At 45.3% G+C, this 16251-nt stretch carries 9 protein-coding genes; 2 read left to right on the top strand and 7 right to left on the bottom strand.

All coding sequences use genetic code 11. The features are described from left to right. Nucleotides 1–50: 50 nt before the first annotated feature. Complete coding sequence (locus tag MLE17_RS03405) at nucleotides 51–1379, bottom strand: metallophosphoesterase family protein (protein WP_243347055.1); 1329 nt, start codon at nucleotides 1377–1379, stop codon at nucleotides 51–53. 368 nt (nucleotides 1380–1747) lie between these two features. Between MLE17_RS03405 and MLE17_RS03400 the strand changes: the two genes are divergently transcribed. Next, nucleotides 1748–2584 carry a Cof-type HAD-IIB family hydrolase gene (locus MLE17_RS03400; protein WP_243347054.1) on the top strand — a complete coding sequence of 279 codons (837 nt, stop codon included), beginning with the start codon at nucleotides 1748–1750 and terminating at the stop codon, nucleotides 2582–2584. A gap of 117 nt (nucleotides 2585–2701) precedes the next feature. Here MLE17_RS03400 and MLE17_RS03395 read toward each other — a convergent pair whose 3' ends face one another. The 6 genes from MLE17_RS03395 to MLE17_RS03370 form a co-directional block, all read right to left on the bottom strand. Continuing rightward, nucleotides 2702–3160, bottom strand: a complete 459-nt coding sequence (locus tag MLE17_RS03395) for a pyridoxamine 5'-phosphate oxidase family protein (protein WP_243347053.1) — start codon at nucleotides 3158–3160, stop codon at nucleotides 2702–2704. 255 nt (nucleotides 3161–3415) lie between these two features. After that, nucleotides 3416–5215, bottom strand: a complete 1800-nt coding sequence (gene cysI / locus MLE17_RS03390; protein ID WP_243347052.1) for an assimilatory sulfite reductase (NADPH) hemoprotein subunit — start codon at nucleotides 5213–5215, stop codon at nucleotides 3416–3418. 163 nt (nucleotides 5216–5378) lie between these two features. Next, nucleotides 5379–7205: an assimilatory sulfite reductase (NADPH) flavoprotein subunit gene (locus MLE17_RS03385; protein ID WP_243347051.1), complete on the bottom strand. Its 1827-nt coding sequence runs from the start codon at nucleotides 7203–7205 to the stop codon at nucleotides 5379–5381. Between the two features lie 362 nt (nucleotides 7206–7567). Next, entirely contained in the window at nucleotides 7568–9400 is a 1833-nt protein-coding gene (locus MLE17_RS03380) for an NPCBM/NEW2 domain-containing protein (RefSeq protein ID WP_243347050.1), read from the bottom strand. 383 nt (nucleotides 9401–9783) lie between these two features. Further along, on the bottom strand, nucleotides 9784–12060 hold the full coding sequence (locus tag MLE17_RS03375; RefSeq protein ID WP_243347049.1) for a GH92 family glycosyl hydrolase: 2277 nt from the start codon (nucleotides 12058–12060) through the stop codon (nucleotides 9784–9786). A gap of 129 nt (nucleotides 12061–12189) precedes the next feature. Next, nucleotides 12190–14847: a beta strand repeat-containing protein gene (locus tag MLE17_RS03370; RefSeq protein WP_243347045.1), complete on the bottom strand. Its 2658-nt coding sequence runs from the start codon at nucleotides 14845–14847 to the stop codon at nucleotides 12190–12192. A gap of 395 nt (nucleotides 14848–15242) precedes the next feature. Here MLE17_RS03370 and MLE17_RS03365 point away from each other — a divergent pair, with 395 nt between their 5' ends. Further along, entirely contained in the window at nucleotides 15243–16250 is a 1008-nt protein-coding gene (locus MLE17_RS03365; protein ID WP_243347043.1) for an NAD-dependent epimerase/dehydratase family protein, read from the top strand. Nucleotide 16251: the final 1 nt, after the last annotated feature.

The following is a 16251-nucleotide window of genomic DNA, read 5'->3' as shown; positions in this document are numbered from 1 at the left end:
GTTTCATTGAACTGCTATAATTAACTGTTTATGCAGGGAAAATGTTTAGTTTAATTGGCTGAAAATGTCCCATCCACCATATTGAGAGTAACATTGTTATCCGGTACACCCAAGTCGGTCCAGAGAGATTCCATGGCTAAGCCGAGGCCGTAGGTTTGAGAATTACCTTCAAGCATACTGATAACACCCAGGATTTGCATTGGAATAGCAGGCTCGTCTCCGGCAAAGTGCGTCATAGCTGACCATGCAAATGCAGGAGCCAGAGCTGCTGCATCAGATTGCGGGAATCCTTTTGACATTAACATATTAGTGAAGTAGATACCCAGATATTTTTGTGAATATAACTGAGCAGCGCTTCCCGGCAGACTGTACGGGAGAATAGGCTGAAATTCAAATTTAAACTTATTGTCCTTGATAGTTAGCATGCGGTAAGCGCATGGATAATTTACGTTTGACCCGGTTTCTACGTCAAAGACGAATTTATCACCTTTTTCCCGTTTGGTGATGTCGTTGGCATGGTAGTGTCCGGTAAAGATGACTTTCAGACCGGCCTCAATCAGTTGGTCAGCAACGGCAGGATAATCATCGATTACATAACCCGGGTCAACAGCGTTTTGCATGCTGTAATGTTCCACCAGGCCATGGTGCATCATACCGACTACCATCTTACCTTTTTCAGCGGCTTCTGCCAGTCTGGCTTTAACCCAGTCTAATGTTGCGGGTTTTATCACGCCGGAAGTAATGGGTTTGTCTGTATTATCATAATACTTGTTTGCATCAATGGCGATAACCCAGAGTCCCTGTATCGGTTCGGCTACATAGCTGAGTGAATTGGGGTCTTTGTACAGCGCTTCAGCAAATCCGAAATGAGAATAGATAACCGGAATTTTATTGGCCTGAACGGTTTCTGTTTTCATCGTCTTGTTCATGGCAAATTTCTTTGCATCACCATTGTTTATGTCATGGTTTCCTATGGTAACCAATACCTTGATTCCGTTCTCTTCCAGTTTTTTCAACTGAGCCTGTACCAGCTCATGGCTTATCAGTTCACCGTCTTTAGTCATATCACCGGGAATTAATACCAGGTCCGGCTTTTGGGATATAAGCTGATTTACAGCCGCTTTAAGAATGTTGTAACTTTCCACTAAATATTTGGGGTCCTGCTGGATATAAGCTTCATAGTCAGGATTGGCTCCAATAAGCAGAGAGGGGTGCATGACGTGCAGGTCTGACATGATAGCAATCTTAATTCCATCTTCAGATGTCACCGACTTCAGCGAAACGGCATCCTTTGCAGCATTGTCATAGACTTCATCACTCTGACAAGCAAAGAAGAGGGTTAAGAATGCGAATGAGATAATGAATGATAATGATTTCATATGTCTTCAGATTTAGGTTAGAATAAATAATTGAGGCGTGGTTTGGGTTTTTAGATGAATGAATAAACAATCGGTTGTAATGCAATACGTAGTGCTGTATTGGGGAGAAACAGGTAGAAAGAAAAGAGAAAAGCTCCGGAATACAGATGACCAGAGGAATAATTCAACAGTTTAGGTTAATACTTTTTTGATATGAAATTCAGTATTGGTAGGTGCAGCCCCTATCGCGGGGGAGATGCTCTTTCATTATACAACAATGATATTTATAAAACAATTCAGAAATGGTTAGGTTGCAGGAATTTGTATAATTAACATGCTGGTTTCGTGGAAATGAGCTAATTTTGCCGCCGGATTCAAAATCGAATTAAATGTCAACGACTACATCATCTACTGACTTAAACTACAAAATGCTGGTGCTCGACCTGGACGACACCTTACTCCGCGATGACCACTCCATCTCTGAAAGAAACAGAAAGATGCTACTCAAAGCACAGGAAAAGGGTGTAAAAGTGGTGCTTGCATCAGGACGTCCCACTCCGGCCATGACTCAATATATCGAAACTCTTCAACTGGATAAATACGATTCATACTTAATCTCTTTCAATGGAGGAATGGTTACTTCGATACGTGATAATGAAGTGATTTTCGAACAAAGCCTCACCAAAGAGGAGATTCACAGTCTGCACGATTTCTGTAAGGTAAACGACCTGCACATTATCACCTATTCAGATAAAGGGGTAATCAGCGAAACCGAATCTGAGTACATCGACGTGGAAATCAAGCTTACCGGGCTTCCGCACCACAAAGTACCCTGCTTCAAAAGCGAAGTGCAGACTTCTGCCGTAAAGTGTATTCTTCTGGAAAATCCGGATTACCTCAAGACGATGGAGACAAAGCTAAAAGCTGAACGTACAGACCTGAGCATAGCCCGTTCCAAGCCCTTCTTTCTCGAAGTCATGCCACAGGGAATTGATAAAGCGGCGAGTCTGGAGCTTTTGTCCAATATGCTGGGGATTCAGCAAAGCGAAGTGATTGCTGTGGGAAATGCAGGAAACGACCTTTCGATGGTTGAATATGCCGGACTTGGTGTGTGGGTGGATAACGTTACTCCGGAACTTCGCGATAAAGCTGATGTTATCGTAGCTTCCAATATGGAAGATGGTGTGGCAGAGGTGGTTGAGCGCTTTATCCTGGGAGAGAATTAATCTTTGCATGATATAATCGCTGAATAAAATCAGCGATATTTGCGAAAAACGCTAATCTGAATCAGTGATTTCTTTAGTGAAATACTGATTTGAATTAGCGTTTTAATGTTTATCTGATTACCTGAAATATTTCCCCGTAATATCAAACGGTTCAATTTCAATGACTCCGGTTGCCTTGAGCATGGCCGGAGGATATGATTTGCCGGCGTGTTGAGGTGTGTATTTGGCTACGACGGCATCAAGTACTTTGATGCAAAGGTCTTCTTCGGTTACCATTTGTGCTTTTCCCTGCATAATAACGCTCTGATAGTCGGTATTGGTGTCGCAAGGCAGTTCGGCATCATGGATCAGTCTATTCATCCGGAAGACCTCAAACCCGACTTTCGGATTTCGGGTCAGGTAGTCAATTTTCTGACCGACGCGTAATCCGTGGATGTATATCTTTTCATCTTTCCAGACAAAGTGTACCGGGGTGATGTAAGGATACCCATCTTCTGAAATGGTGCCCAGGTTACCGACTGATTCTTCTGTAAGTAAAGTCTCTATTTCAGCTCTTGATAGTTGGTGTTCTTTCATTCTGCCTTGCATATTCTTCGTATTTATGATTTGACTTTACGGATTTAATCCAAATACTGTGCCGTAAATTTAGATTCCGGTTGTAATAGAATTAAATATCTGGAAATGAGAACTCTTTTTTTTTAGGCAGAATTCTATGTAAGAAGTGAATGTAACTTTTGGTATGGATAACTACGAAAATGTAGTTAGTTGGTGTAATGAAAAAGGAGAGTATCCGTTTCCGAATCCCCTCCTGATATACTAATCCGGCTAAGATTATTTCTTCTTCTTTTTCTTATCCTTTTTCACGAAAAGAATAGAGTCAAGCGTCTGTTTCTTCTTTGGCAATACTGGTTTGATATCGTGAAATTTTGCCAGTTTGATATTTTGGTGAAAATCAAGTCCGCTGGTGGTTGCCTGCACATATCCTTTGCGGATAACAAAGTCGCCAAACCGTTCGCCTTCCAGTCTCTCTTTGGAGAAACGTTCGAAGATAGGGGTTAAAAGGCCGATTACCTCGTGCTCTTCCACCAGTTCAGCATAGAGCTTGTTGAGGCGTTCACCCGTAAATCCGGCACCAAGGTAAAGATTGTATTTACCCGGCGATTTTCCCACCAATGCAATCTCTCCGAGGAACGGACGGGCGCAACCGTTTGGACAACCGGTCATACGGAAGAGAATATCTTCGTCCAGCAGGTTGTATTTTTCCAAAATCTTTTCGAGCTTGTCTATCAACGAAGGAGCATAACGTTCCGCTTCGGCAAAAGCCATCGTACATACCGGCAATGCCACGCAGGCAATGTTGTTGCGTCGCAATCCGCTGAGCGGCTTGACAAGGTTCCATTTCTCGAGTAAAGCTTCGATTTCCGCTTTGTCCTGTTCGTCGATGTCTCCAACTACAAGGTTTTGATTACCGGTCAGGGTGAAGTTTCCTTTCAGTACCGATGCGATTTCGCGCAATGCAGTTTTGAGTTGCAGGTGTTTATCATCGCGGACTTTACCGCCCTGGATGAAGAGGGTAAAGTACCATTTCCCGTTGTAGCCTTTGCTCCACCCCAGTTTGTCACCGTTGCTGTCAAACTTAAATGGACGGGCTTCACTCAGTTTATCCCCGAGGGCATCTTTGATTTGTTCGTTAAAATAGGCCAGACCCAGACGGTCGATGGTATATTTCAGACGGGAGAATTTACGCTCGGAGCGGTTTCCGTGGTCGCGTTGGAAAATCAGTACAGCTTTGGCAGCCTCCACGATATCCTCTTTTTTGACAAAGCCGATTACGTTAGCCAGTCGTGGATAGGTGGTTTCCATTCCAAAGGTTGAACCCATGCCACCACCCGCAAGGAGATTATATCCGACCAGTTCACCGTTTTCGACAATGGCGATAAAGCCCAGGTCATTGGCGAAAACATCCACATCATTACGTGGTGGAACAGCGATAGCCACCTTGAATTTACGAGGAAGATATGTTTTGCCATACAACGGTTCGTGATCCTCTTTTTTCTCACCTCCGACTACCAACTCGTCATCTAGCCAGATTTCATGGTAAGCAGTCGTTCTGGGTGTGAATTCCTTGTGAATCTTCAGTGCATCGTCGAATACCAGTTGGTGAACCGGAGATTCCCACGGGTTGGCAGAAGTCATCACATTACGGTTCACATCACCGCAACCGGCTAATGAATCGAGCAATGTGGCGTGAATACCCTGCATGGCTGTTTTCATTTTGCGTTTTACCACGCCGTGAAGCTCCACCGCCTGACGTGTAGTCAGCTTCAGGGTAGGCTTGCAATGTTTCTCGGTCAGTTCGTCCAGGTCGAGCCACTGTTTTGGGGTTAGCACTCCGCCCGGTACACGCACGCGAATCATGAAGCTGATAAGTGGTTCCAGCTTTTGACGACGGCGTTCTTCATCGAAGTCGCGGTCAGTTTGCTGATATGCACCATGAAATTTGATCAATTGCTGATCATCGGGAGCCAAAGCTCCGGTTATCGGGTCTGCCAGACTTTCTACTAATGTACCGCGCAGGTAGTTGCTTTCGGTCTTGATACGTTCTAAGTCTGATAATGGTTTGTTGCTCATATTGTGTTTATGCGTTTAGTCGTAAGTAATAAGTCGTAAGTAATAAGTTGTGAGGCGTGAGATTTGGGTAGAGTAGTTTCTTCTAACTCTTTTTGAGTGAAACAATAGTGCCTCTTATCTACTTATAACTCCCTTTTACTCCCAATAACTCCTGAAAAGAGAATCAATACACATCCGTCTGATACCGTTTCTCGCGTTGCAGGTTGTTGATGTATTCCAATGCCAGGTCATGTTTGTAACCGCCCTCTTTTTCAATGATTTTTATCAGGGCATGGTTCACGTCACCGGCCATTTTCTTCATATCTCCACAGACGTAGAAGTGTCCGCCGTTTTCGAGCCAGTCAAATACTTCACGGCTATTTTCCAAAAGTCTGTCCTGTACATACACTTTCTGTTCGGAATCACGGGAGAAAGCGACACTCATTTTCGTCAATGTTTTTTCTTTCAGGAAACGTTGCCATTCCAGCTGGTAGAGGAATTCACTTTCAGAGAAGCGGTTCCCGAAGAAGAGCCAGCTTTTGCCCGCATTATCCTGTTCGGCACGATGCTCAACGAAGGCACGGTATGGTGCAATTCCCGTACCGGCTCCCACCATGATGATGGGTGTTTGTGGGTTTATCGGTAAGCGGAAATTCGGATTCTTTTCAATAAATGCCGGGGCAGTTTCCTCTTCATAAACCCGGTCGGAGAGGAATACCGAACAGAGACCTGTCTTATTACGGCCTTTGTTGTTGTACTTTACAACTCCTACGGTCAGGTGTGCTTCATCGGGATGAGCCAACGGACTTGATGAAATGGAGTACAGGCGGGGCTGTATTTTTCTCAACAGTCCCAACAATTGCTCCGGATTGAATTTTTCAGGATAATGGGTAAACAGGTCCACAATGTCTTTACCATGTATGAATTTCTTCAATTCAGCCGGATCGGTCAGAATGCCTTTCAGCTCTGCATTGTCTGTCGTAGTCGCAAAGCGGTTCAATACATCCGGAGTCAGCGTTGTCAATTCAACCTCTTTATACAATGCATCACTCAGTGTTGTTTCACCACGTTCAGTGGTTATTTTATCATTTGGATTGAGCTGTAAAGTCTCCAATACCTGGTCTACGAGTTCCGGTGGATTAGTCGCGTAGACACCCATCGAATCCCCGGGCTCATACGTAATACCCGAACCTTCGAGTGATAATTCAACGTGCAGAGTCTGGCGGTCGCTGTCTCGTCCGTGAAGGAAGGTTTTATCCAATACCGTTGCCTGAAACGGATTGAGTCGGTTATGCTCCTCATGCTCTTCTGTGGCTACTGCAGTTTGCACTACAGAAATGTTTTGAGTAGCACTACCTGATTCTTTTTCAAGTACACTAAGCAGTTTGGAGATGGCTCTCATGCCTTCACCACGGAAATCCACGTCGCAGTCGGTGCGGTCATTGATTCTTTTCGCGCCCAGTTCGGCCAAACGTTTATCCAAATCTACGCCTACCTGGCAGAATTTCAGGTAACTGCGGTCACCCAGTCCGATGACTGCAAACTGAGTATTATTCAGTTGCGGAGCACGCTTACTGTGGATGAATTCGTAGAACTCTTTCGCCTGGAAAGGAGGTTCACCGTCGCCGTGCGTGCTGACGATAACCAGCAGATTCTTCTCGTCTTTGATTTCGCGGGCTTTGTAGTTCTCCATGCTTTTGAGGGAGACCTCGAAACCCGATTCTACGGCCATCTTTTGAGCCAGTTTGGCTAATGCTTCTCCGTTTCCGGTGCGTGAGCCGTATAATATGGTTAATACTTTTGCCTTTGCGGGGATAGCTTCGGCAACGACTTCAGGTGCAATAACCGCACTTATTTCGGGTGAGGGTTGAGCGGCTATAGCGGGCTTTTGGGCTAACAATCCAGCAAAATAGCCCGATACCCAGTAGGTTTGCTCCCGGGAAAGGTGAGCGATTAGCTGTGATAATTGTTGAGCCTGTTCAGCTGAGAGAGGTGTTGTCAAATTATTCATTATCTGTTGGGTGTAATTTGATGTTATTTAGATTGATGCAAAATTACAGCGATGTGACAGGGGTAACAATACCACAATCCATGTAAATCATATACCCTGAATGTGGTATGTGAAAGAGAGGGTTAGCCAGTTGCTTCTGTAAATTGCTATTTCCACGAGCCTATAAACAGGGAAAAGAGTGCTGGGGTTTAGCCGGATAGGCAGATTTAAGGAAAAATAGGGGAGTGGTTATAACCAAACGGAATGATGGATAAACGAAATGGAGTCTGGATAAAACAGAAAGCGTGAATACCTCGCTAAAAGGATATCCACGCTTTGCTCAATAGTGAATCTTATTTCCCGGACATAATCCGGTAATCAGTTTACTTTTTCACCGAGATGCGGTACAGTCCTCCCGCATGACGTTTCAGTGTCTGGGTGAATTTTCCTTTAAAGGTACCGAGTTTGGCGCCTGACCACAGGTCGGTGACTGTGCATTCACCGTTGATGCCCAATGATTTCAGGTCAACCGACACCTCTGAAGTTTCGGCTGGCATGGGTCCGCTTGGATTCTCGGTAAAGACCATAAACTTGATGGTACCTCCTTCGTTCTGAACGGCGCCGGCATTATCCAGTCCCACCGTTGCGCTGAATCGATCATATCCTTCAGGCAGGTCGTATTCAATCACCGAATTGGCGTGTGTGCCGATGCCGTTGGCATATTTTACCTTATTTACCATCAGGTCGGAACCCGAAACCGCTTTCCCGATGGAGACTTTGCCCCATCCGCAGGACGCTTTCTTCCATTTGAGGGAAGTGAGCTGGATGGAATCTTTTCCATTTGTCAAAACAGGATTAATCCAGTCGGCGTGATCCCATGAGGTACCGTCTTCTCCACCCGAAACAATCAGGTAGAGTTTCTTTTTCCCTTTAATATCGACGTTGATATTGGCGCATTGCCCGGGAGTCTGGCGGGTAATCAGGCCACTGTTGTAAACTGCCTTTTCCTCCGAAATCTGTTTCTGGTCGGCAATGTAGAAAAGTGCCACATATTTGTCCTTGCTCTTGGTATCATCGGCAGCCCACGCCACTTTATCGTTTTGCTTGTAGAGTTCGCGGTTGTTTTTGCTGTACTTCATCACATCAAGCACACGCGGATTAGTAATCATCGAGAGCGTGAAGGCATCATTCGAAGGCAAATCACCTCCAAACATCAGCGGTGAACGGTTGATGCACCAGAGCGACATCATCAGTTGCTGCTCTTCATGGGTGAAGGCGCTCATGCGGTCATTGCCCCGTTCGGCACGGATACCGAGGCGACCCATTGGCAACATATCACCATCGGGGAATGCTCCGTCCATGATGAAAGGCGCCCAGCGGTGGAATACGTCGAAATGCTCCTTCAACTGGTCCCAACTGTCCCAGTAATCACCCACGGTGCGCCACATGTTGGCATGTTGCTGCACGTGTTTGGCTTTATCAATCGGAGTCTCGCCCGGTGAGGTGCTGAAGACGATGTGACGGCCGGTGCGGTCGATGGCCTTGCGTATCATCTCGATTTCACCCTGATGGTAAATCGGGGAGGAGAGGTCATCCACCTTGATAAAATCTACTCCCCACGAAGCGTAAAGTTCGAGGATAGAGTTGTAATACTCCTGCGCCCCGTTGCGACCCGGCACGACGGTGTACATATCGCGAAGCCAGGTACATTGCTCCTCTTTGCTGTAAATGTCGGAGGCTTTGGCCGAGCTGCCTTTGATGGGCAGATTGCGTTTTACTGCTTCGATGGGTACACCGCGCATGATGTGGATACCGAATTTCAGCCCTTTGCTGTGTATGTAGTCGGCCAGTGCTTTGAAGCCTTTGCCATCGGCAGCCGACGGGAAACGGTTTACGGCAGGAGTCAGGCGTCCGTATTCGTCGATGTTGTATTGCGCATCTTTCTCGTTGTAGCCATGCGCCTTGTCATTGCTGATGTACCAGCGGATATCGACGATGACATATTCCCAGCCATACTTTTTCATGTATTTAGACATGTAGTCGGCGTTGGCTTTGACTTCGCTTTCGACCACGGTGGGGCCATAGCAGTCCCAGCTGTTCCAGCCCATCGGCGGGGTTTTCGCCCAGTCGTGATAGTCGCTTTTGTTTTGGGCAAATGTGTTTGTGCTCAACAGGCATGCCAGCAGGGCACCGGAAAGAAGGTGTTTTTTTATCATGGAAAAATGTGTTGTGTGTTATTTGAATACAAAAATAACGGTTTTGGTACAATGAAAACGGTTGGAATTTCCACCTAATCCCGATTGACAATATTTCTGCGCTATTTGACTGATTTACTTCTCCTGTAAATGCTGTTTACTGAATGCAGTGACAGACAAAATGAATTCAAAAACCCATCACTGCGCTCAAGTATGGACAAAAAACTTTCAAAAGCTCATACTTGAGCTCAAGTATGAAGAAAAAAATCTTTGCGGTTCATCGTTGAGCTCAAGTACGAAGAAAAAAGTTTCTACCGCCCATCGTTGAGCTCAAGTATCGTTAAACCTGACAGGTTTTTAAAACCTGTCAGGTTTCGGACTATCTGTCAGGTTTCGAAGAGCATCTACCTCGGACACATCCCCACGCCCCAACCGGACGGTTTAGCCCCCATCACGAAGACCATTTCCCCGCCTTTTACGATATCAAAATGGGAGATATAGTTTTTCGTGTAAGGCTTCCCGTTGAGGGTGACCGATTGGATGTAGATGTTGGCGGGCGAATGATTCTTGGCAATCAGAGTAAATGATTTCCCCTGCGGCAAGGCGATGGAAGCCCGTTCGAAGGTCGGCCCCGAAATCAGATAGTAAGGCGTGGCCGGTGTGACAGGGTAAAATCCCAATGCGGCAAAGATGTACCAGGCCGACATCTGCCCCGCATCATCGTTGCCCGAAAGTCCACCGGGTGTGTCTTTGTATTCGCTTTGCAGATTGGCGTTGACATACTTCTGCGTGCGCCAAACTTCTTGGGTATAATTGAACAGAAACGCCACCTGATGGCAGGGCTCATTACCGTGCCAGTAACGGTTTTGGGTAAACATCGAATCAAGCTTCAGGCGAAAGATTTTCTCACCGCCCATCAGCGACATCAGTCCCGGGATATCCTGCGGCACGTACCAGGTGTAGTGTGCCGGGTAGCCTTCGGTGATATAGCTGGCAAAGTTAAACGGATTAAATTCCTTGATAAATGAACCGTTGGCATAGCGACCACGCGCATAACCGGTGGCCGGGTCTATCACGTTGCGGTAGTTCATCGCCCGTTTGCCCAACGTGGCCGCATCGTCTGACTTGCCCAACTTATCCGCCAATCGCGACAAGGCATAGTCGTCAAAGGCATATTCGAGCGTGCGCGCTACCTGTTCGTTTTTGTGAAATGCCTCTTTCACCGAATCCTCCAACGGCACATAACCGTATTTGAGGTAGGAGGAAAGGGCGCGGCGCCCCATGCCGTTTTTGTAATCTTCGAAATTGGTGGGCGACTCAAAGGCATTTTTTCGTAATCCTTCATACGCCTTTTGTACGTCGAAATTGGTAATCCCTTTCACATAAGCATCGGCAATTATGGCGCCGCAGTGGTCGCCTATCATCGCCGCGGTATAGCTGTTCCAACATGGAAAAATGGGGAACCAGCCGCCCTGCCGGTATTTGTCCACCAACGACTCCATCATATCGGCCGACTCCTCCGGACGAATGATGTTCATCAGCGGATGAAGCGCACGGTAGGTGTCCCACATGCTGTAGTCGTCGTAGTAGTTTCTTCCCTTTTGGGTAAATAGAGTATTGCCTTTGGAAAATGCGGGATAGACCCCATCCACATCGTTCATCACCCGCGGCAGGAACAGCGCGTGGTACATTGCCGTGTAAAACTTGCGTTTGGCGGCATAATCTTTATTGGTAACAGAGACTTTGGATAATGTTTTGTTCCAAGTCTCTTCCAGTTGTGATTTGATTTTATCGAAATCGGGAGTCGGAATCTCCGCTTGCAGGTTCATCTCCGCATGTTTCAGGTCGGTGAAGGAGGAGGCCATGCGGACGATAACCGTCTCGCCCGCCTTCACCGGAAAGCCCACATATCCACCGAGGCGGGGCTGGTTGGCTAGTTCGGTCGTTTGCTCTAAAATCCTGTTTTCCTGAAATACACCATAAGTTGTAACCGGTCGCTCTATTTTCACTAAAAAATGACCGGCAAATCCTGCCGGCTTTCCCCATCCCTGATAAATGCGATGTACCGGATTGGAACCGGTGATGATGCCTTTCGAAGCATTTACCTGAATGGAGCCTTCCCTCTCGTCGCTGTTGGGATTGACGGCAATGTAGGCCATCCCCGCCTTGTGAAAGGTGAAGCGGAAGATAGCGCAGCGGGTAGTTGCGCTCATCTCGCTCTGAATATGGTAATCTTCCAGGTAAACCGAATAATTGGCGGGAGTCGAAATCTCATCTTTATGGCTGAAACGTGATGCCCGTTGTTCCGGCTGGAAAGCCATCTTATCGAGCATCGGCATCAGCGTCATGCTGCCGTAGTCCTGTGTGCATCCGCCCACTATCCAGTGAGAGTTGCGGAAGCCCTGTAGCAGTGTATCTTTATAGTAATAGGGGGCTATACATTTCTGTTCCGTGTCACGGGTTTGCGGCGTCATGAAGTTCATCCCGTTGGGGGCGAGTACTGCCGGAAGGGTCTGCCCAAACTCTTCGGTCTGCTTGCCATGCTTACCGGCATTGTCGGTCGTTGCGGCTGCCGTTCCCACAAAGGTATTGACAAATGGCAGCAGGTATGGCGATTTATTGTTTCCTGCAAATGTGATTTGGGAAAAGAGGAGGGTGGCGAGGAGCAAAGTGTGTCTCATGAGAGTATCGACTGATTTTTAAAAGAGAGCCCAAAGATAGGGAATCATCTAATTGGTCTTACTCCCGGAGAACAAAAAAGCGCTCCGTTTCCGAAGCGCCTTTGATGCATTTTGATACACTCGTATTCTTTATTTCTGAAGAATCACTTTTTGAACTTTTACTGAACCGTTAGCCAAACTAACTTTTACGATGTAAGCTCCATTTGACAATGCCGACAGTTGAAGAGAAGTGTTGTCGTCAGTTGATTTTACGATCTGAACAGTAACACCAGCTACGTTGCTAACTTCAATTGTTGCAGCTTTTGCATTGGTAACATTAATGCTACCTTTTGTCAGGGTAGGATAGATGCTTACTGCACCTGCTTTACCATTGTTGATGGCGGTAGGGACACCAGTTCCATTGTAGGTAAGAGTTCCTGTTGCTTCGGTGTAAGCGTATCCGATAGGAACATTTACAGTTGTGAATCCACCAGCGTAAGAACCTGCATTGATCAATTTGATTGCAGTGCCTACTTCCGGAGCAGTCGCAGCATTTACAGTCACGTTCAGTGTTCCACCGGTAGTTGCAGCACCTGTCACATTAACAACGTTGTATTCACCGGTATTGAATCCATTCACTGTCAGATTGGTTGTTCCTGCAAGTGAAAGTGTGCTTCCGAAGTTAAGGTTTCCTTCAAGTGTTCCGTTTACGGTAGTTGCACCGTTGATGGTACCGGTACCGCTAAGAGTTCCGTTAGCTCCTACAGTTGCAACAACAGCAGTAGTTCCTAAAGATCCATTTACAATAAGTCTACCGGCGCTAACAGTGGCTGTACCTGAAAGATATGCAGAATTGTTTCCTGTCAGAGTTAAAGAGCCAGTTCCTACTTTTGTGATGTTGAGTACTGGTATATTACTCCATGCATCAGCAGCAAAATTTTCAAAAGTACCAGCAAATACAGCATCAGTATTCAAACCTCCGATCGAGTAAGTAAGAGTTCTTAAACGCGCACCCATTATTTTTGATGCTGAAGTTCCTGTCAATTCACCGATAGAGACCGTTGTGGAGCCATCAGTTGCAGGGTTTGTTGTGTAAACCATTGATACATTATCCCCTAAAGCGACTTTGTTGCTGGTGAAATTAATGGTTGAGCCAAACATTGCAGCCGTAAGTGAAGTGCCCACGTTAATCGCTCCGCTGTAATTATTATTCAGAATCGGCATAGAAGAAAATACCCCAGCGGTAGTTACTGATCCGGCTGATGGCAATGCGTAGTTTAATGCATCAACGCCTGTAATGGCAGATGAATAAGTAACATTAGATGTCGGCAGGATATTCAGAGAACCGGTTGCTCCGGTAATAGCTTTGCTAAATGCTGCGCCTGTGCTAAGATTTAATGTTGCTCCGTTTGCAACAGTAAGTTTAGACGCTGCTGCATCTTTAAGGATAACAGCAATACCTCCATTAATGGCAACACCGCCGGTCAGATTATTTGTTAAGTTCAATGAAGCTGTTTCGCCCGTATTTAGATTCAGGTTCAATGTACCTGTACCTGTAAGACTTCCTGAACCTGCAAGAGTATAACCATCTCCTGCAAGATTTACATTATTGCTGCCAAGATCTAAGGCTCCGGTCAGAGATACGCTTTTCTGTGTTGCAGTAGCAGGGAAGGATACCGCATTGCTGTTTTGGTAAGCAAGACTATTGCTTCCGTCTGTTGTGAAGTTTGCTTCTGTTTCGTTCCAGTTTGCACTGCTGGCATTTGTCCAGGTATATGTACCGGCTGTCAAGGCTGTTTTTTTGAATTTCAGATTGATTGCAGAGCCTCCAGATGCAACAACTACATTGTCGGCTGTTGTTGCTGTTGCATCATAAGCATAGTAGAATGAACCGTCATTGAAGGACGCTTTGTCTGTAGAGAGTGCTGGATATGTAGAACCAATAACTTGATCTGCCTCTGTTCTGGCAGTTTTAATAGTATTACCGTCAGTATCCAGATAGTTGATTGTAACATTTGCAGTTCCTGTAATTTCCACCATTTTATAGGTTTTGAAATTGTCAATAGCATTACTAAAAGTAACAGTACTACCATTGGTACCGGTATTATTTGCTCTTGAATTAAAAATACTTATTTTCGAGATATTGGCAGCACTAGTATTTAGAAAGTTAAGACTTCCAGTAGTTTCATAAAATGCGCTTGTTGAATTATTTGTGATTTTTAAATAGGTGACAGTATGATTAGAAATGTCTAATGTCGCTTTGACATTATAAGTGGTTCCTGTAGACCAAGATAATGTGGTTATTGTTGAGGCATTTAATGTGTTACATGACGTATTATCCGCAGCAGCTTTATTGAAGTTTCCTCCACTAAGAAAAGCAGCAGTTGAATTATCTAAATTCTGAAGGTGAAATTTAGCATCGTTACCAGAGAGATACAATCCCAAAATGTCATAACCATTGCTGTCATGTAAGTATAGGCCGAGTGCATTTCTGTACCCAACTGTTGCAGACGTGATTGTCCAATCGAAATCGACATATACAAGTGTTTCTGAACCACTACTTGGATGATTTATTGTAAGACCTCGGTTACCACCACCAGCAGATGCGGAAACAGTTAATTTATCGCTGGCAATTGTTGCTCCGGCAGAACCACCATAAAGAGCTGTTCCTGTACCCCACCCTGTAGGATAAGCAGTTAAGCCGGTAAAAGCCTCATTTACAATATAACTCGGAGCAGTAGTGGCCAATGCGGTCATTGCTCCAATAAACGCCGCCGCAGCGACCAAAAGAAGTCTAATTTTTCTCATAGATAAATTGATTAAGTGATTAACAAAAATGAAAATAATGGTATGATACATACTATTGCAATCTGTCAGTGCAGATAAGCAATTCTCCGTTAAACCATTTGCAAATTAATGGATTAGGCGTGTTGTGGAAAATGGAAAATTGTACTTTGTGATGGAAAGAGATACAGTTGGGAATTTGGTCTTTATTAAGATTGTTTCTGATGATTAAACAGGTGGACAAATTTTCAGAGAAAGTGGATTCTTTTCCAGTGATGTGAAAATCCCAAAGAGAGAGGTGTGAGTTCACGCTGAAAAAACATTATAGAATAGAGGGATAATAAGAGCTTAACCCGAATAGCGCTAAAATTTCCCTATTTTTGCAGCCGCCAAAGTTTTGAAATCAGATATTGATAGTCATGAGTAAGATATTAATCACCGGAGCCAGCGGATTTATTGGCAGTTTTATTGTTGAAGAGGCGTTAAGACGTGGATATGAAGTATGGGCCGGAATACGGAGTACCAGTAGCCGGGAGTATCTTCAGGACTCACGAATTAAATTCATTGATCTGAACTTCGGGAGCCGGGATAAGCTGATTGGTCAATTGCATGACTGCCGTAAGGAATTCGGCGGCTGGGATTATGTGGTACATAATATGGGGGCAACAAAGGTGGCTAAACCGGAGGATTTTGACCGGATCAATTTCCATTTTACTCAAAATCTGGTCGAGGGGTTGCGTATGGCTGGCATTCAACCTAAGAAATTCATTTACATGAGCAGTCTCAGTGTTTGCGGACCGTTTGATGAAGTGACGATGCAGCCGATACAGCCTGATTATTTGCCGCAGCCGAATACCGCTTATGGACTGAGTAAAAGAAAGGCAGAACAGTATCTGGAAAACCTTAAAGATTTTCCGTATGTCATTCTCCGTCCGACCGGCGTTTACGGCCCGAGGGAGAAAGATTATTTTCTGATGATCAAGACTATCAAAGCCGGATTTGATTTGGGTATGGGGCGTGTTCCACAGCTTCTTTCATTTATTTATGTCAAAGATTTGGCCCGTGTGGTGTTTCTTGCCATTGAAAGTCCGGTGACCGGCCGTTCCTATTTTATCTCAGATGGAAAATCTTATCTGGCCAGTGATTTCAGGGAGTTGGTGCAACGCTATTTGCCCAAAAAACGGGTCATTGCCGTTACATTGCCATTACATATAGTAAAAGTTGTATCTTTGTGTGCTCAGAAATGGGCCTCGCTTTTCGGAAAAGTCAGTACGCTGAATGCCGATAAGTACAAAATAATGAAGCAGCGCAATTGGCTTTGCGATATTTCCTCCCTTCAATCGGAGCTCGGCTTTGTACCCGAATACGATTTGTCAAAAGGACTGGAGGAATCCATACAATGGTATAAACAACAACACTGGCTCTGAC

Origin of the sequence: Parabacteroides sp. FAFU027 (assembly GCF_022808675.1) — a bacterium.
GTDB lineage: Bacteria > Bacteroidota > Bacteroidia > Bacteroidales > UBA7332 > CAXXIC01.
Note: the sequence above shows the minus strand (reverse complement) of the source record. Positions and strands in the feature narration are given on the sequence as shown.